Source organism: Mycobacterium sp. SMC-14, assembly GCF_046250075.1.
Taxonomy (GTDB): Bacteria; Actinomycetota; Actinomycetes; order Mycobacteriales; family Mycobacteriaceae; genus Mycobacterium.
This window is the reverse complement of the sequence record NZ_CP176429.1, coordinates 14,467-31,178: the sequence shown is the minus strand read 5'-3', so window position 1 is coordinate 31,178 and position 16,712 is coordinate 14,467. Positions and strand designations below refer to the sequence as shown.

General features: G+C 68.4%; 15 protein-coding genes and 1 tRNA gene. 12 read left to right on the top strand and 4 right to left on the bottom strand.

The features are described from left to right. The gene (locus ACKY0W_RS00155; RefSeq protein ID WP_409435888.1) at window positions 1–918 is read right to left on the bottom strand and encodes an alpha/beta hydrolase; all 918 of its coding nucleotides are present in this window, start codon (window positions 916–918) and stop codon (window positions 1–3) included. Continuing rightward, the gene (locus ACKY0W_RS00150) at window positions 915–2,279 is read right to left on the bottom strand and encodes a flavin-containing monooxygenase (RefSeq protein ID WP_409435887.1); all 1,365 of its coding nucleotides are present in this window, start codon (window positions 2,277–2,279) and stop codon (window positions 915–917) included. Before ACKY0W_RS00150 ends, ACKY0W_RS00155 begins: the two co-directional genes overlap by 4 nt. A 117-nt stretch (window positions 2,280–2,396) precedes the next feature. Here ACKY0W_RS00150 and ACKY0W_RS00145 point away from each other — a divergent pair, with 117 nt between their 5' ends. Together ACKY0W_RS00145 and ACKY0W_RS00140 are read left to right on the top strand one after the other, a co-directional pair. Then, window positions 2,397–3,038 (top strand): TetR/AcrR family transcriptional regulator, encoded by a 642-nt coding sequence (locus ACKY0W_RS00145; RefSeq protein ID WP_409435886.1) that lies wholly within the window; start codon window positions 2,397–2,399, stop codon window positions 3,036–3,038. Continuing rightward, window positions 3,035–3,877: an LLM class flavin-dependent oxidoreductase gene (locus ACKY0W_RS00140; RefSeq protein ID WP_409435885.1), complete on the top strand. Its 843-nt coding sequence runs from the start codon at window positions 3,035–3,037 to the stop codon at window positions 3,875–3,877. Before ACKY0W_RS00145 ends, ACKY0W_RS00140 begins: the two co-directional genes overlap by 4 nt. Before the next feature lie 5 nt (window positions 3,878–3,882). On the opposite strand, the gene ACKY0W_RS00135 is transcribed toward ACKY0W_RS00140, so the two are convergent. Continuing rightward, window positions 3,883–4,368, bottom strand: coding sequence for a winged helix-turn-helix transcriptional regulator (locus ACKY0W_RS00135; RefSeq protein ID WP_409435884.1), 486 nt, complete (start codon window positions 4,366–4,368; stop codon window positions 3,883–3,885). Between the two features lie 96 nt (window positions 4,369–4,464). Between ACKY0W_RS00135 and ACKY0W_RS00130 the strand changes: the two genes are divergently transcribed. From ACKY0W_RS00130 to ACKY0W_RS00120, 3 genes are read left to right on the top strand one after another with little or no spacing between them, the layout of a single operon-like run. Continuing rightward, window positions 4,465–5,166, top strand: a complete 702-nt coding sequence (locus tag ACKY0W_RS00130; protein WP_409435883.1) for an SDR family oxidoreductase — start codon at window positions 4,465–4,467, stop codon at window positions 5,164–5,166. A gap of 31 nt (window positions 5,167–5,197) precedes the next feature. Continuing rightward, on the top strand, window positions 5,198–5,623 hold the full coding sequence (locus ACKY0W_RS00125) for a tautomerase family protein (RefSeq protein WP_409435882.1): 426 nt from the start codon (window positions 5,198–5,200) through the stop codon (window positions 5,621–5,623). A gap of 14 nt (window positions 5,624–5,637) precedes the next feature. Next, window positions 5,638–6,690 carry a DUF6670 family protein gene (locus ACKY0W_RS00120; RefSeq protein ID WP_409435881.1) on the top strand — a complete coding sequence of 351 codons (1,053 nt, stop codon included), beginning with the start codon at window positions 5,638–5,640 and terminating at the stop codon, window positions 6,688–6,690. A gap of 88 nt (window positions 6,691–6,778) precedes the next feature. Here the strand turns inward: ACKY0W_RS00120 and ACKY0W_RS00115 are convergent. Beyond that, window positions 6,779–6,861 (bottom strand) — tRNA-Leu (locus ACKY0W_RS00115). Window positions 6,862–7,118: 257 nt separating this feature from the next. Between ACKY0W_RS00115 and ACKY0W_RS00110 the strand changes: the two genes are divergently transcribed. The 7 genes from ACKY0W_RS00110 to pknB all read left to right on the top strand — a co-directional run bounded on the left by ACKY0W_RS00110 (window position 7,119) and on the right by pknB (window position 16,711). Continuing rightward, a complete protein-coding gene (locus ACKY0W_RS00110; protein ID WP_409435880.1) occupies window positions 7,119–8,606 on the top strand; it encodes an FhaA domain-containing protein in 1,488 nt (495 codons plus the stop codon). Between the two features lie 151 nt (window positions 8,607–8,757). Beyond that, window positions 8,758–9,225, top strand: a complete 468-nt coding sequence (locus ACKY0W_RS00105) for an FHA domain-containing protein FhaB (RefSeq protein ID WP_406759465.1) — start codon at window positions 8,758–8,760, stop codon at window positions 9,223–9,225. Continuing rightward, window positions 9,222–10,673 carry a PP2C family protein-serine/threonine phosphatase gene (locus tag ACKY0W_RS00100; RefSeq protein WP_409435879.1) on the top strand — a complete coding sequence of 484 codons (1,452 nt, stop codon included), beginning with the start codon at window positions 9,222–9,224 and terminating at the stop codon, window positions 10,671–10,673. The genes ACKY0W_RS00105 and ACKY0W_RS00100 overlap by 4 nt, the downstream gene beginning before the upstream one ends. Window positions 10,674–10,723: 50 nt before the next feature. After that, on the top strand, window positions 10,724–12,133 hold the full coding sequence (locus ACKY0W_RS00095) for an FtsW/RodA/SpoVE family cell cycle protein (protein WP_409437896.1): 1,410 nt from the start codon (window positions 10,724–10,726) through the stop codon (window positions 12,131–12,133). Beyond that, a complete protein-coding gene (gene pbpA / locus ACKY0W_RS00090; RefSeq protein ID WP_406759467.1) occupies window positions 12,130–13,611 on the top strand; it encodes a D,D-transpeptidase PbpA in 1,482 nt (493 codons plus the stop codon). Before ACKY0W_RS00095 ends, pbpA begins: the two co-directional genes overlap by 4 nt. After that, on the top strand, window positions 13,608–14,840 hold the full coding sequence (locus ACKY0W_RS00085; RefSeq protein ID WP_409435878.1) for a protein kinase domain-containing protein: 1,233 nt from the start codon (window positions 13,608–13,610) through the stop codon (window positions 14,838–14,840). Before pbpA ends, ACKY0W_RS00085 begins: the two co-directional genes overlap by 4 nt. Then, a complete protein-coding gene (gene pknB / locus ACKY0W_RS00080; RefSeq protein WP_409435877.1) occupies window positions 14,837–16,711 on the top strand; it encodes a Stk1 family PASTA domain-containing Ser/Thr kinase in 1,875 nt (624 codons plus the stop codon). Before ACKY0W_RS00085 ends, pknB begins: the two co-directional genes overlap by 4 nt. Window position 16,712: the final 1 nt, after the last annotated feature.

The following is a 16,712-nucleotide window of genomic DNA, read 5'->3' as shown; positions in this document are numbered from 1 at the left end:
CTAACCCGTGACCGTAGCGGTCGCGCCGACCAGGTGCCGGGTCAAAAACGCGATCTGGTGTTCGACGGCGTGATCGAACCAGTCGCCACCGGCGAAGACGTCGAAGTGATCGCAGGGGTAGTGCCGCACTTCGGCGCGGGCGGCGAACGCCGCTTTGGCGGCAGCCTGCGGGGGAGCGCCGCGGTCGAAGTCCGCTATCTGCACCAGGATCGGGCAGGTGATGGCTTCGGCGTGCTTGGCCGCCGGCCGGTAGGCGCCGAGCTGAACGCCGACCTGGGCGTCGATCTCGTTGCGCCAGGTCGGGCCGGCCATCGCGGTGTAGGCCTCGTGGTAGCCGTCAGCGGTCAGGGTGGCCAGCTCCCCGGGGCGGCCCACCAGGGGGATGGTCGCGGGCGGCCCACCGAAGCGTTGGGCCAGCGCGCTGCGCCAACCCGTCGCCGTCGACCGCAGCATCGCCGACGGGCGATGGTGGGGCATTGCCGCGATCGCCGCGGCCGGACCGCTCACCAATGGTGTCAGCGCGATGGCAGCGGCGACGCCGGGCGTGGTGGCCGCCACCTCGAAGACATGCCCGCCGCCCAGCGAGACTCCCCACACCACGATCCGGCGCGGATCGACGCCGGGCTGCTCCGCCGCGATCGAGCATGCCGCGCGGAAGTCCTCGATCTGTTCCTGCATGGAAATCCGTTGGCGCGGTTGAGCTTCTGACGCTCCGAAGTACCGGTAGTCGAAGGCGAAGGCGGCCAACCCGGCTGCGCTGAGTCGTTCGGCAAACGGCACAAGACCGGAATCGACGGTGCCGCCCAACCCGTGTCCGAGCACTACGACCGGGGCGCCGCCTTCGTCACCATGCTCCGCGGGGAAGAACTGCCCGACACACGTGGCGCCGCCGTGGGTGAATCGGATGGTCTCGCTCATGCGGATGCCTCCATCTTGCACACGCCGGCCCATCCGGGCGCACCGAGTTCGGTGGCGCGTCGGGTGCCGCGCGGGATCTCCGCGGTGCGCATGTCGTGTTCATAAAGGAAGTAGTCGAGCTGCTGAGTGTGCCGCGGGGTGTCGAGCATGTGGCCGGTGTACTTGCGCCGGTCCGCGTCGATCACCCGGCGCATTTCGGTAGCCGACGGCAGCCGGTAGCGGCCGGCCGCGTAGGCGCCGATCAGGCGGGCCTGGGACTCCACGAACGGGAACAGCGTCGGGGTGGCTTGGGCGAATCCGGCGAACACCAAATCGTCGATGCCCGGATAGAACATCCGCTTGTATAGGTCGATCCGGTTGTCTGGTGCGCTGATGAATTCCGGGTCGAAGAACGGGAAGGTGATGTTGTAGCCGGTGGCGTAGATGATGACGTCGAATTGGCCGCTGGTGCCGTCGGTGAAGTGCACGGTGTCGCCGTCGAGCCGGCTGATGTTGGGTTTGGGAATGACGTCACCGGACCCCAGCCGCAATGGCAGTTCCACCGATTGGGTGGGGTGCGCTTCGAAGAACTTGTGGTTGGGGGTGGGCAGCCCGAGGTCCTCGGGGCGCCCGGCGATGATCGGCTGCGCCCATTGAGCGGCCTTGCGCTGCCAGGAGAACGGTAGGTACGGGCTGGTCCGGAAGTACTTGTCGGCGGGCTTGCCGGCCAGGTACTTCGGCACGATCCAGGCGCCCGAGCGGGTGGACAGCGTCAGCTCGTTGTCCAGGGCCTTCGACGACAGTTCGACGGCAATGTCGGCGGCGCTGTTACCCAGGCCGACGACCAGGATCCGTTTGCCGCTGAAGTCCAGCGGCGTCTTGGGGTCGATGTAGTGGTGCGCGTGCAACGTCTCCCCGCTGAATTCGCCGGGAAAGTCCGGCAGGCGCGGATCCCAGTGGTGCCCGTTGGCGACGACCAACAGGTCGAAGCGACGGCGCACGCCGCCGGCCAGCTCCAGCTCCCAACCGCCGCCGGGAAGCCGGTGGGCGTGGGTGACTTCGGTGTCGAACTCGATGTTGCGTTTGAGCTCGAACGCCGCCGCATAGGACTCCAGGTACTCCTTGACCAGCGTGTGGTGCAGGAAGTCGGGGTAGTGCTCCGGCATGGGGAAGTCGCGGAACGACAGCTGGTGCTTGGAGGTGTCGATGTGCAGTGACCGGTAGGCGCTGGAATGCCCGTTCGGGTTGCCGAAGGCCCAGTTGCCACCGATCCGGTCGGAAGACTCGAAGCAGGTGTAGTCAACCGCGTAGTCGCTCAGCATCTTTCCGGCGGTCAGGCCGCTGATGCCGGCACCGATGATCGCGGTGCGAGGTGAGGGCATGGGGGAACCTCCGGGATCCGGGGTAGACAGGTTTGCAGAAGTGTCTACGCGACGCGTCGCAATAGTACACACATCTGCGGATGTGTCTACTCCCTTGTTAGGCTTACCGGCCAGGAGGTGGCCGTGAACGCAGCATCAGCGTCACCCGCGTCCCCGTCGACAACCGATCGGCTTCTCGATGCGACCGAGAAACTGCTGGCCGACAAGGGGATCCGGGCGACGACGATGATCGACGTCGCCCAGGCAGCGGGGGTGTCCCGGGCCTGGTTGTACCGGAATTTCCCGGACAAGCCGACGCTGGTGGGCGCGGCGATCATCCGGCTCATCGAGACGAGCTGGGCCCAGACCCGCGCCGAGCTGTCGACGCTCACCGACTTCGAGGACCAGCTGGTGGCCGGCGTCCAGATCGGCCGCCGGGCCTACGACGATCCCGGCACGCTGCTGATGCGGCTGCGCACCGCCGAGCCGGATGAGTTCACCGCCTGCGCCGGGGCCGGCGTCCGCGGCCTGGTGCCCGACCTCGCGGCGTTCTGGCAGCCCTTTGTCGAGGCCGCCGCCGATGGCGGAGACATCCACCCCGACACCGACATTCCCGAGGCCAGTGAATGGATCGCCCGGGTGATGATCAGCCTGGGCAGTGTCCCGGGAAACCACATGGACCCCGACGATCCGGCAGCCGTGCGGCAGCATCTACGCCGCTACGTGCTGCCGGGCCTGCGACAGGCGCCGACGACTGCGACACCGAAGGGGAAGCGATGACGGAGTGGTTCCTATACCTCCCGCAAACCAGAATCGGCCTCGATGATCTGGTGTCGCGCGCACAAGCGGCCGAGGCGTCGGGCTTCGACGGCGTCGCGTTCCTCGATCACCTGGACACCCCGATGGACCCCGCTTCGCCGCTGTGGGAGGCGATGACCGTCGCCACCTGGGTGGCCGCTTACACCCAGCGGCTCAAGGTCGGCCACGTGGTGTTGTGCGACGGGTTCCGGCACCCGGCGGTGTTGGCCAAACAGGCGACCACCTTGGCCGAGGCCACCGGTGGGCGCTTCGAGCTGGGGCTCGGTTCCGGCTCGATGCCCGACGAACTGGTCAAGTACGGCATCACCACCGCCGGCCCGCGGCAGCGCGTCGACGCGCTGGGGGAGACGCTGGCGCTGCTACGTGAGTACTGGGGCACCGAGGGGGAGCGGACGCAGACTCCCGCGCCGACCCAGCCCATCCCGCTGGTGCTCGGGGGTGTTGGCCCGCGGATGCTCGAGTTGACCCGTCGGTACGCCGACTGGTGGAACCTGCCCGCGACGCACGTGCACAAGCTGCCGGAGTTGCTGCCGTCGATCGGGTCTGCGCGCGCCTCGGTCCAGCAGATGGTGGGTTTCGCCCGGCGCGATCAGGATGTGGTGGCGGTAGCGGCGACGGCGCAGCGGCGATTCGGCCGGCTGGGATCGGGCCTGGTGTGCGGTGATGCAGCGGCGCTGACCGAACACTTCCGGATGCTGGAAAGCCAAGGTGCACAGCGCTTCTACGTCTGGTTCGCCGATTTCGCGCCACCGGAGTCCATTGCCGAGTTCGCCGAGACCGTTATCCGGGCGGGTGGCTGAGCTCGTCAGCGTGATCGGCGCGGCGCGTTCCAGTGGATCTCGATGTCGTCGGCGTCGGTCTTCGGCCCGTCCAGATCGTCGGTAACGCGGACACCCACCCGGCGCTGGGTGGTGGCGTCGACGAAGCTCAGCGGCGGCGCCCCGTCCTGTAGGTACTTGTCGCCCCACTGCATCAGCGAGAGAAAGACCGGCAACAGGTCTTCGCCGGCGGGCGTCAGCCGATACTCGTCGCGGACCCGCTGCCCCGATTCCTGGTAGGGCACCCGCCTGATGATCCCGGCGGCTTCGAGCTGCTTGAGCGCCCGGGAGACCGCCGGTGCCGAGGCGCCCAGGCGTGCGGTGAAGTCCTCGAAACGCCTGGTGCCGTAGAAGCATTCGCGCACCACCAGGAACGCCGTCTTGGTGCTGAGCACATCGAGCAGCCTGGCCACCGAACACGCATCGCCGGCCGACCATCGCGTGCGATCTCGCAACCGAGGCTCGAACTCCATGGGGACCAGCTTACGTGACTAACACTTGCGTTATCCAGATATCCATGCTTCGCTCTTACTAACGTTGTCGTTAGTCAGGATGGAAGGGATCGGGAAATGGTTGCAATCGAAGGCAAGGTCGTGGTGGTCACCGGCGGCCGGCGGGGGCTGGGAGCGGCGTTGGTGGACGAGGTACTGGCCCGCGGTGCGGCCAAGGTGTACTCGACGGCCCGCACCGCGTTCACCGACGAACGCCCCCGGGTGGTGGCACACACCCTCGAAGTGACGTCCCCCGAGTCGGTCGCTGCGCTGGCCCACGCCGCCGGCGACGCCGACATCGTGTTCAACAACGCGGGCATCCTGCTGCCTGCAGCGCTGCTGACCGGCGATTTCGCCGACATCACCACCACCTTCGACATCAATGTCTTTGGGCCGCTGCGGGTGGCCCGCGCGTTCGCGCCGATCTTGGCGGCCAACGGGGGCGGGGCGCTGGTCAACATGCATTCGGTGTTGTCCTGGCTGGCCGGCTCCGGTGCTTACGGCGCCTCCAAAGCCGCCGCCTGGTCGGTGACCAACTCGCTGCGCACCGAGCTGGCGGCCCAGCACACGCAGGTGGTCGGCGTGCACGCCGGCTTCATCGACACCGACATGGTCTCGGCGATCAGCGCGGCCAAGGTCACTCCGGTCGAGGTGGCCCGGCGCATCGTCGAGGGCGTGGAATCCGGTGCCCTGGAAGTGCTGGCCGACGACGTGTCCGTCGGTGTCAAAGCCGCACTGTCCGGCCCGGTCGAAAAGCTGTCGTTCGCGCTGCCGCACTGAGCGTCTTATCACGAAGGAGCACTGAACCGTCATGCCACTGTGGACCATTCATCACACTCCCGGGATCTTCACCGCCGAGCAGAAGCACGAGCTGGCGTCCCGCATCACCGACCACTACGAGGGTGCCGGGCTGCCGCGCTTCTACGTGGTCACCGTCTTCCACGAGACGGCGCCGGAGGACTTCTATGTCAGCGGTGAGCCGACTCAGGTCGGTATTCGGGTGGTGATCGACCACATCGCCCGGCACGCCGTTGACACCGAGAGCCGTCGGCGGATCACGCAATGGATCCAGGCGATCCTGGCTCCGACGCTGGATCGGCATCCGGGCGTGCACTCGGAGTTCCACGTCGACGAGACCAGCGAGGAACTGTGGATGATCAACGGCCTGGTTCCGCCGCCGGGGGGATCGGACGCCGAGAAGCGGTGGGCGAAGGAGAACGTCGTGTCGGCGTACTGACGTACGGTGGCTCGGTGAGGCACCCGTTCTCTCGCGCGTTGTCCTATGCCGTTATCGACGGCCTGCTGCCGCTGGTGGACCGGCGCCTGGCGGCATCGCGGCGGCCATTCGACTTACCGCAGATCCTCAAGCCCCATGCCCGATCACGCGTTTGGGCCACGACGCACTACGGCGTCTTCGTTCCCGATCTGCCCGCACCCCACCGCTACCTCAACACCATGACGCTGCTCGGCGCGTCGGGCACCGAACTGTTCGACCTCGATCACTTGGCGGCGCCCGATGCGCGCGACACCACCACAGTGTTCTCCTCGACGGCGAAAGGTGATCAGCGGTTCTATCGGGCCTACGACATGAGCACCCAATGTCAACTCCCCGACGACGGGGGAGAGTTGCGTTGGGGCGACGAACTCGCGGTGGATGTCGCGCTGCCTAAGGTCGCGGTGCGGGGCCGCTATCCGGGCTTCGACGTCGATCTCGAACTGGCTGTCACCGACCAAGTCTCGTACTTCGTGAAGTCACCGATCTACGACCATCTAAGCCTGCTGGCCCCGTACCACGGGGTGGTCGACGGCGTCGACGTCCGCGGCCGGGCCACCTTCGAGTACGCGCGAATCCGGACCCCGCAGGGATTCCTGCGCCGACCCATGCCGGCGGCCCTGAAGCTGCCGCTGGACTTCTTCACCTATCAGATCATCGATATCGATGCGCGCACCCAGATCCTGTTGACCGATGTTCGCGCTCGGGGCAGGGTGGCCTGCCGCCTGGCGCACGTGCGGGTGCTCGACGGGACGACCGAGGTCTATTCCGACGTCGAGTTCACCGTGGCGCAGTTCGGCGAGCCGCTGGTCGACGACCGCGGCGATTCGATGCGCTGCCCCCGAACATTCCGCTGGACGGTTCGCGAAGGCGGCCAGGAGATCTTGGCCGTGGAAGGCACCGTCGACTCACCCTGGCGGCCGGGCCACGGCCCCGGATACGTCGCGGCCTACTCCTACACCGGAATCTGGCGGTCGGCTGCGGTGTCCGGCAGCGCCTACCTGGAATGGATCGACGTCCAGCCGGGATGATCCGCACCGTGCTCGCCGCAGCCGGTGTTTGGCTCGGCTCAGCGAAACAGAAAAACCCCAGCCATTCCGGCCGGGGTTTTCCGCACTGTGGGCGAAGGGGGACTTGAACCCCCACGTCCCGAAGGACACTGGCACCTGAAGCCAGCGCGTCTGCCATTCCGCCACTCGCCCGAGCAACCGGGGGAGCGTATCACGGGTCCCCTTACCCCTTAAAAATCGGCTCCGGACCTGCGGGCCAGCACCGCCCGGCTCCTATCCAAGCCGCCGTGATCCCTTCGTGACCTGGTCTTATCCGATTCTCCGCCGTAGAAGGGTGCCGCCGTGGCACCCCGGGTCGATACCATGTCCAGGGCGGATGCAGCTGAGCGACACGCCGCAGCAGCGTCCCGATACGGCTAGTGGCGGCGGAGAGTAAGGCGGGTAGCAGCTTGAACAGCCAGCGTGGGCTGGTTCATCGCATCGAGCGCAAACTCGAATCCGCTGTGGAGGATGCGATGGCCCGGGTCTTCGGAGGGGAAGTCCTCCCCGAGGAAGTCGAGGCTGCCCTGCGCCGCGAAGCCGCCGCCGGGGTGCGCTCACTAGCGGGAAATCAACTTTTGGCACCCAACGAATACGTCATTACCCTCGGTAGAGACGACTACGACAAAATGGGCGCCGACCAGGATCTGACGTCGAAGGCTTTCGCCCGGCACTTGGCCGGCTACATCGGCGAACAGGGGTGGCAAACGTATGGTGATGTGGTTGTCCGGTTCCAGCAGTCGCCGAACCTGCGTACCGGACAGGTCCGCGCACGGGGTGGGGTCAACCCTGACGCCCGCCCCCTCAAGACGCTCAACGAATCCCGCCCGCCACAATCAGTTCATGCGTTTACCGCAGAATCAGGAGTGCCACCGATGACCGATAACCCGAGCTACCGCGGCGCCCACGGGCAGGATCGTCCCGGCGACGACTATTACGACCCCCGCTACGGCCGGCCCGCTGACGATGCTCGCGGCGGTCAGGACCCCCGTGGCCCCTACGGCCCCGAAGGCGACCACTACCAGCAGCATGAGCAGCGCGGCGGCTACCCCGACCAGGGCCAGGGCGGCCCCGGCGGATACGCCCCGCCCCGTCACCCCGAACAGGGCGGCTACCCCGAGCAGGGCGGCTACCCCGGCCAGGGCGGCGGCTATGCCCCTCCCGCCCCGCCGGCCCAGCCCTACGAGCAGCGTCCGCCCAGCGGCTACGGCGCTCCCGCCGGTTACGAGCAGGGCTACCCCCAGCACCAGCAGCCCGCGGCACCTGCCTACCCGGCCGGCGGCCAGCCCGGCTACGGCGATTACGACCGCCCGCCGGCCCGCCAGGATGACTACGCCTACCCCGAGGGCCAGTACGAACAGCGCCCCGCCTACCCGGACCAGGGTGGATATGACCAGGGTGGCCAGTACGGCCGGCAGGACTACGGCCAGCCCGGCTACGGCTACGGCGAGGCGCCGCCTGCTCCGGCCGGCTACGACTACGGCCAGCCCGCGCCCGGTGGCTACGGCGAGGGTCAAGGCGCCCAAGGCGGCTACGACTACGGCCAGCAGGCTCAGGGCGGTTATGGCGAAGGCCAGGGCGGCGGCTATGGCCAGCGCGCCTACTCCGCACCGGCGTCGGTCACCCTGCAGCTCGACGACGGCAGCGGCCGGACCTACCAGTTGCACGAAGGTGCCAACGTGGTGGGCCGCGGCCAGGACGCCCAGTTCCGGTTGCCGGACACCGGGGTGTCGCGCCGTCACCTCGAGATCCGCTGGGACGGCCGAGTGGCCCTGCTGTCGGACCTGAACTCCACCAACGGCACCACGGTGAACAATGCCCCGGTCCAGGAGTGGCAGCTGGCCGACGGTGACGTCATCCGGCTGGGCCACTCCGAGATCATCGTCCGGGTCCACTAGGCACGGCGGCAGCGTCCACCCGACCGACAATCTGAACCAGCAAAGCGCTGCCGCTTTGCCCTACGGCCCCCCGCGCCCAAGTATCGTGACTTTGCCGAAGTGCTCCGCAAGGAGCACGCCATGGGCTGCGCGACGACGGAGAGGACGCCGGATGCAGGGACTGGTGCTGCAGCTGACGCGAGCCGGTTTTTTGACGTTGTTGTGGCTGTTCATCTGGTCCGTGCTGCGGATATTGCGGACGGACATCTACGCACCCACCGGTGCGGTGATGGTCCGCCGGGGGCTGTCGATCCGCGGAGTGCTGCTGCCGCCGCGCCAGCAACGAACCGGCGCGCGGCACCTGGTGGTGACCGAGGGACCGCTGACCGGGGCGCGCATCGCGCTCAGCGATCAGCCGGTTCTGGTGGGCCGCGCCGACGATTCGACACTGGTGCTGACCGACGATTACGCCTCCACCCGGCACGCTCGGCTATCTCAGCGAGGCACGGAATGGTATGTCGAAGATCTGGGTTCGACCAACGGCACCTACCTTGACAGGGTGAAGGTGACCACTGCGGTACGGGTTCCGGTCGGCACGCCGATACGAATCGGCAAGACCGCGATCGAGCTCCGCCGGTGAGCCTGGTTCTGCGGTACGCCGCCCGCAGCGACCGCGGTCTGGTGCGCTCCAACAACGAGGACTCCGTCTACGCCGGAGCCCGGCTGTTGGCGTTGGCCGACGGCATGGGTGGGCACGCGGCCGGTGAAGTCGCGTCCCAACTGGTGATCGCCGCGCTGGCGCATCTCGACGACGACGAGCCCGGCGGCGACCTGCTGGCAAAGCTGGAAAGCGCCGTGCAAGAGGGCAACTCGGCGATCGCGGCCTATGTCGAAGAGCATCCCGAGCTCGAAGGCATGGGCACCACGCTGACCACGATCCTGTTCGCCGGCCCCCGGCTGGGGCTGGCCCACATCGGCGACTCCCGCGGCTACCTGTTGCGCGATGGCGAGCTCACTCAGATCACCAAGGACGACACCTTCGTACAGACCCTGGTCGACGAGGGCCGCATCACCTTGGAGGAGGCGCACAGCCATCCCCAGCGCTCCCTGATCATGCGCGCCCTGACCGGCCATGAGGTGGAGCCGACGCTGATCATGCGCGAGGCGCAGGCCGGCGACCGCTATCTGCTGTGCTCCGACGGTCTGTCGGACCCGGTGAGCACCGAGACCATCCACGAAGCGCTGGAGATCCCCGACGTCAACGACTGCGCGCTGCGGCTCATCGAGTTGGCGCTGCGCGGCGGCGGCCCCGACAACGTCACGGTGGTGGTGGCCGACGTCGTCGACGTCGACTACGGCCAAACCCAGCCGATCCTGGCCGGGGCGGTCTCCGACAACGACGACGACCACCTGATCTCCCTGGACACCGCCGCCGGTCGGGCGTCGGCGATCTCCCCGCGTAAGACCGTCGCCAAGCGCGTGTTGCCACGCATCGAAACCCCGGACCGGCCGCCCCGCTCCCGGCGCCGCAAGTTCATCGTCGCGGCGCTGCTGCTGGCACTGCTGGGCGCCGGGTTATTGGTCGGGCGCGCGGTCGTCCGCACCAACTACTACGTCACCGCCTATGGCGGCACGGTGGCGATCATGCGCGGTGTGCAGGGTTCGATCCTGGGTGTGCCGCTGCAGGAGCCGTATCTGCTCGGCTGTCTGGACAGCAAGGGCGAGCTGGTGCAGATCAGCTTCAGCCAGTCCGGTGACAAGCTGAGCTGTCGGCTGATGACGTTGCAGGACCTCCGCCCGCCGGCTCGCCAACAGGTCAGCAACGGCCTGCCCGCCGGCACCCTCGATGACGCGATCACCCAGCTGCGCAATCTGGCACGTGATTCACTGCTGCCGCCGTGCCCGCACGGCACCACCGCCGGTACCAGCTCGACGCCGTCGCGCACCCCGGCCCCGGGGCTGGTGCCGACCGGTCCGCGGCCCGGCCCGCCGCCCCCACCGGCCTCTGGAAAGTCGCGCCTGCCCACCCTGACCAACCTGCCGCCGGCCCCTCCAGAACCGGGGACCGACTGCCGGGCGGCCTCATGACCCGCGCCGGCGACGATGCCGTGGGGAGTGCGGAGAAGGAGCGGCGCGAGGTGAGCACGGCGCCGCAGCCACCGGTGGCGCTGACCCCGGCGCTGCCGGATCGACGCAACGCCGAACTGCTGCTGCTGTGCTTCGCGACCGTGATCATCGCGGTGGCAATGCTGATCGTCGAGGCCGGCCACGAGCAGGGCCTGCGCTGGGACCTGGTCGGCTACGGGGTGGCGTTTCTGGTGCTGTTCGGCTTCGCGCACCTGGTGATCCGGCGGTCGGCGCGTTACGCCGACCCGCTGCTGTTGCCGGTGGTGGCACTGCTCAACGGCCTGGGGCTGGTGATGATCCACCGCATCGATCTCGGGGTCGGGATCGACGGCGCCGACGCCCGTCCCGGCGCCAGCGCGCAGATGCTGTGGACGCTGGTCGGCGTCGGCGTCTTCGCCCTGGTGCTGGTGGCGCTCAAGGACCACCGCCAGCTCTCCGGCAGCGGCTATGTCTGCGGCCTGGCCGGCCTGGTGCTGCTGGTGATCCCTGCCCTGCTGCCCGCGTCACTGTCCGAGCGCCAGGGTGCCAAGATCTGGATTCGGTTGCCGGGCTTCTCAATTCAGCCCGCCGAGTTCTCCAAGATCTTGCTGCTGATCTTCTTTGCCGCGGTGCTGGTGTCAAAGCGCCGATTGTTCACCAGCGCCGGCAAGCACGTGTTGGGCATGAACCTGCCCCGGCCCCGCGACCTGGCACCGCTGCTGGCCGCCTGGGTGATCTCGGTCGGGGTGATGGCGTTCGAGAAGGACCTCGGCACCTCACTGCTGCTGTACGCGTCGTTCCTGGTGGTGGTGTACCTGGCCACCCGCCGGTTCAGCTGGATGGTGATCGGCATGCTGCTGTTCGCCGCCGGCAGCGTGGCCGCCTACTTCCTGTTCAGCCACGTCCGGGTGCGGGTGCAGACCTGGCTGGACCCGTTCGCCGACCCCGAAGGCGTCGGCTATCAGATGGTGCAGTCACTGTTCAGCTTCGCCACCGGCGGCATCTTCGGCACCGGGCTGGGCAACGGGCAGCCCGGCTACGTGCCCGCGGCGTCGACGGACTTCATCATCGCCGCGTTCGGCGAGGAGCTGGGTCTGGTCGGGCTGGCCGGTGTGCTGATCCTGTACACGATCGTGATCGTGCGGGGCATGCGGACGGCGATCGCGGTGCGCGACAGCTTCGGCAAGCTGTTGGCCGCCGGGTTGGCCGCCACCCTGGGCATCCAGCTGTTCATCGTGGTCGGGGGCGTGACGAAGCTGATTCCGCTGACCGGGCTCACCACCCCGTGGCTGTCCTACGGCGGATCGTCGTTGCTGGCCAACTATGTGCTGCTGGCGATCGTGCTGCGGGTCTCGCACGCCGCCCGCCGGCCGCTGAGCACCCAACCCGCGCGCCCGGCCCCGATCGGTGACACCGGCACGGCGGTGATCGAGCGCGTATGAATACCTCCCTGCGCCGCGTCACGATGACCCTGATGGCGCTGATCGTGCTGCTGTTGGGCAACGCCACCCTGACCCAGGTCTTCGCCGCCGACGGGCTGCGCGCCGACCCGCGCAATCAGCGGGTGCTGCTCGACGAATACTCCCGACAACGCGGCCAGATCACCGCCGCCGGCCAGTTGCTGGCCTACTCGGTGGCCACCGACGATCGGATCAAATACCAGCGCATCTACCCCGACCCGGCGGTGTACGCGCCGGTCACCGGTTTCTACTCGCTGCGGTATTCGAGCAGCGGCCTGGAGCGCGCCGAGGACACCGTGCTCAACGGTTCGGACCCGCGGCTGTTTGGGCTGCGGTTGGCCGACTTCTTCACCGGCCGCAGCCCGCGTGGCGGCACAGTGGAGACCACCATCCGGCCCCGGGTGCAACAAGCCGGCTGGGAGGCGATGCAGAAGGGTTGCACCGGCGGCTGTCGCGGTGCGGTGGTGGCCCTGGAGCCGAGCACCGGCAAGGTCCTGGCGATGGTGTCGGCGCCGTCGTATGACCCCAACCTGTTGTCCTCGCACGATTCGGCCCTGCAGGGACAGGCCTGGCAACGGCTGCGCGACGACCCCGCCTCACCGCTGACCAACCGCGCCATCAGTGAGACCTACCCGCCGGGTTCGACGTTCAAGGTCATCACGACGGCTGCCGCGCTGCAGGCCGGCGTCAGTGAGAACGACCAGCTGACCAACGCGGCGCGCATCGCGCTGCCCGATAGCACTGTCACGCTGGAGAACTACGGCGGCAACACCTGCGAGGGCGGCAACGAGCAGACCGTTCCCCTGCGGGTGGCGTTCGCTCGATCGTGTAACACCGCCTTCGTCCAGTTGGGTATTCGTACCGGCGTGGACGCCTTGCGCAGTACCGCCCAGGGGTTCGGTCTGGATATCACCCCCGAACCGATGCCCCTACAGGTCGCGGAGTCCACCATCGGCCGGATCGGCGACGCTGCCGCGCTCGGCATGACCAGCATCGGCCAGAAGGATGTCGCGGTGACACCGCTGAAGAACGCGGTCATCGCGGCGACCATCGCAAACGGCGGGCTGACGATGCAGCCGTATCTGGTCGGCGGGCTGGAGGGTCCGGACCTGGCGGGCATTGCCACCACCCAACCGCACGAGCAGCGCCGTGCAGTGTCCTCGCAGGTCGCGGCTAAGCTAACTGAACTAATGATCGACGCCGAAAGAGTGACCCAGCAGGAGGGGGCCATCCCGGGCGTACAGATCGCGTCGAAGACCGGCACCGCCGAACACGGTCCCGATCCGCGGAACACCCCGCCGCACGCGTGGTACATCGCCTTTGCCCCGGCCAACGCCCCGAAAGTGGCCGTTGCCGTCCTGGTTGAAGACGGCGGCGATCGCTTGGCCGCCACCGGCGGCGCCTTGGCCGCGCCGATCGGACGAGCCGTCATCCAAGCCGCCCTGCAGGGGCGATCATGAGTCCACAGGTCGGCGCGGCACTGGCCGGGCGGTATCGGTTGCAGCGACTCATCGCCACCGGCGGTATGGGCCAGGTGTGGGAGGCCGTCGACAACCGGTTGGGCCGCCGCGTCGCGGTCAAGGTGCTCAAGCCGGAGTTCTCCTCCGATCCGGAGTTCATCGAGCGGTTCCGGGCCGAGGCCCGCAACACCGCCATGCTCAACCACCCCGGTATCGCCAGCGTGCACGACTACGGCGAGACCGAGCTGGACGGCGAGGGCCGCACCGCGTTCCTGGTGATGGAGCTGGTCAACGGTGAGCCGCTGAACTCGGTGCTCAAGCGGACCGGCCGGTTGTCGCTGCGGCACGCCCTGGACATGCTGGAGCAGACCGGGCGCGCCCTGCAGGTGGCGCACAGCACCGGCCTGGTGCACCGCGACGTCAAGCCGGGCAACATCATGATCACGCCCACCGGCCAGGTGAAGATCACCGACTTCGGCATCGCCAAGGCCGTCGACGCCGCGCCGGTCACCCAGACCGGAATGGTGATGGGCACCGCCCAGTACATCGCCCCCGAACAGGCACTCGGCCAGGACGCCACGGCCGCCAGCGACGTGTACTCCCTGGGCGTGGTCGGCTACGAGGTGCTCTCCGGCCGCCGGCCGTTCACCGGCGACGGCGCGCTGACCGTCGCGATGAAGCACATCAAGGAGCCGCCACCACCGCTGCCGGCCGAGTTGCCGCCCAACGTGCGCGAGCTGATCGAGATCACGCTGGCCAAGAATCCGGGGACGCGCTACCGCAGCGGCGGCCCGTTCGCCGACGCCGTGGCCGCGGTGCGATCCGGCCGGCGTCCCACCCGGCCCAGTCAGGCACTGCCGGCCGGGCGTGCCGCCCCGTCGGCCATCCCGTCGGGTGCCGCCACCCGCGCCGCACCGCCGGTGTCGGCTCGGGCGACCGCGGCCCGCCGGGCCCGGCCCAGCACCGGCAACCATCGCACACCGCCACCCCGACGCACGTTCACCGCCGGGCAGCGCGCGCTGCTGTGGGCGGCCGGCGTGCTGGGCACGCTGGCGATCATCATCGCGGTGCTGATCGTGGTCAACGCCAAGAGCCCGGGCGGCTCCCTGGCGCCCGCCACGGTCACCGACACCGGGGCACCACTGACCAGCTCGTCGAGCTCTGAATCGTCGTCGGCAACACCACCCGCGCACCCGTCCGGATGGACCTGGCACAGGACTGCGCAATGACCACGCCGCAGCGGCTCTCCGACCGCTACGAACTCGGCGAGATCCTCGGCTTCGGTGGGATGTCAGAGGTGCACCGCGCCGTCGACACCCGCCTGCACCGCGAGGTCGCCGTGAAGGTGCTGCGTGCCGACCTGGCCCGCGATCCCAGCTTCTACCTACGCTTCCGGCGGGAGGCGCAGAACGCCGCCGCCTTGAACCACCCGGCGATCGTCGCCGTCTACGACACCGGTGAAGCCGAGACCCCGGCCGGGCCGCTGCCCTACATCGTGATGGAGCTCGTCGAGGGCGTCACGCTGCGCGACATCGTGCACAACGACGGGCCGATGCCGCCGATCCGGGCCATCGAGGTGATCGCGGACGCCTGCCAAGCACTGAACTTCAGCCACCAGCACGGCATCATCCACCGGGACGTCAAGCCGGCCAACATCATGATCGACATGCACAACGCGGTGAAGGTCATGGATTTCGGCATCGCCCGGGCGGTCGCCGACGCCGGCAACAGCGTCACCCAGACCGCCGCCGTGATCGGCACCGCTCAGTACCTGTCGCCCGAACAGGCTCGCGGCGACACCGTCGATGCGCGCTCCGACGTGTACTCGCTGGGCTGCGTGTTGTATGAAATCCTCACCGGCGACCCACCTTTCGTCGGCGACTCACCGGTGGCGGTGGCCTACCAGCACGTCCGGGAAGACCCGGTACCCCCGTCGCAGCGGCTCCCGAGCCTGCCCGCCGACCTGGACGCGGTGGTGCTCAAGGCGCTGGCGAAGAATCCCGACAATCGCTATCAGACGGCCGCCGAGATGCGCGCCGATCTGGTGCGGGTGCACAACGGGGAGACTCCCGAAGCCCCCCGAGTACTGACCGCGGCCGACCGTGCCTCGATCATGACGCCGCGGTCCGGCGACAGCATCGGGGCTCAGACCGACCCGCTGCCCCGCCAAGAACTCGACTTCGGCCACGAGCGGCCGGGCTCGGTGGGCCGCTGGCTGATCGCCGCGATCGTGCTCGCCGTGCTGACCGTCATCGTGACGGTGTCGATCAACACCTTCGGCGGGCGCACCCACCAGATCCAGGTTCCCGACGTGAGCGGCCGCGCGTCGGTCGACGCGATCGCCGAACTCCAGAACAAGGGCTTCAAGACCCGCACCGAACAGCGCGCCGATTCCACCGTCCCGCCGGACCATGTGATCGGCACCGATCCGCCCGCCGGCGCGCCGGCCAACAAGGGCGACAAGATCACCGTCGACGTGTCCTACGGGCCGGAACAGCGTCAGCTTCCCGACGTGGCGACCTTGAGCTACGCCGACGCGGTCAAGAAGCTGACCGCCGCCGGGTTCGGCAAGTTCAAGCAGGTCAACTCGCCGTCGACACCGGAGCTCAAAGACAAGGTGGTCGGCACCAACCCGCCGGCGAATCAGACCACGGCGGTCACCAACGAGATCATCATCGTGATCGGCAGTGGCCCGGCCACCAAGCCCGTTCCCGACGTCACCGGCCAGACACTGGACCTGGCGCAGAAGAACCTGACCGTCTACGGCTTCACCAAGATCACCGAGGTGACGGTGGACAGTCCGCGGCCGGCCGGTGAGGTGATCGCCACCAGCCCGCCCAGCGGTGAGACGGTGCCCGTCGATGCGGTGATCGAACTGCGGGTGTCGCGCGGCAACCAGTTCGTGATGCCGGATCTGGCCGGCATGTTCTGGACCGACGCCGAACCGCAGCTGCGGGCACTGGGCTGGACCGGGATGTTGGTCAAGGGCGCCGACGTCGACGCCGGCGGTTCTGGCCACAACCGGGTGCTCTACCAGAGCCCGGCGGCGGGTCAGGGTGTGAACACCGACGGCAACATCACGTTGCGCTTCGGCCAGTAGC

Excerpts from the sequence above, each read along its gene's own strand:
- pbpA (WP_406759467.1), top strand. The coding sequence starts at position 12,130 with ATGAATACCTCCCTGCGCCGCGTCACGATGACCCTGATGGCGCTGATC.
- ACKY0W_RS00135 (WP_409435884.1), bottom strand. The coding sequence starts at position 4,368 with ATGGAGTTCGAGCCTCGGTTGCGAGATCGCACGCGATGGTCGGCCGGC.
- ACKY0W_RS00140 (WP_409435885.1), top strand. The coding sequence starts at position 3,035 with ATGACGGAGTGGTTCCTATACCTCCCGCAAACCAGAATCGGCCTCGAT.
- ACKY0W_RS00085 (WP_409435878.1), top strand. The coding sequence starts at position 13,608 with ATGAGTCCACAGGTCGGCGCGGCACTGGCCGGGCGGTATCGGTTGCAG.
- ACKY0W_RS00130 (WP_409435883.1), top strand. The coding sequence starts at position 4,465 with ATGGTTGCAATCGAAGGCAAGGTCGTGGTGGTCACCGGCGGCCGGCGG.
- pknB (WP_409435877.1), top strand. The coding sequence starts at position 14,837 with ATGACCACGCCGCAGCGGCTCTCCGACCGCTACGAACTCGGCGAGATC.
- ACKY0W_RS00155 (WP_409435888.1), bottom strand. The coding sequence starts at position 918 with ATGAGCGAGACCATCCGATTCACCCACGGCGGCGCCACGTGTGTCGGG.
- ACKY0W_RS00105 (WP_406759465.1), top strand. The coding sequence starts at position 8,758 with ATGCAGGGACTGGTGCTGCAGCTGACGCGAGCCGGTTTTTTGACGTTG.
- ACKY0W_RS00150 (WP_409435887.1), bottom strand. The coding sequence starts at position 2,279 with ATGCCCTCACCTCGCACCGCGATCATCGGTGCCGGCATCAGCGGCCTG.
- ACKY0W_RS00125 (WP_409435882.1), top strand. The coding sequence starts at position 5,198 with ATGCCACTGTGGACCATTCATCACACTCCCGGGATCTTCACCGCCGAG.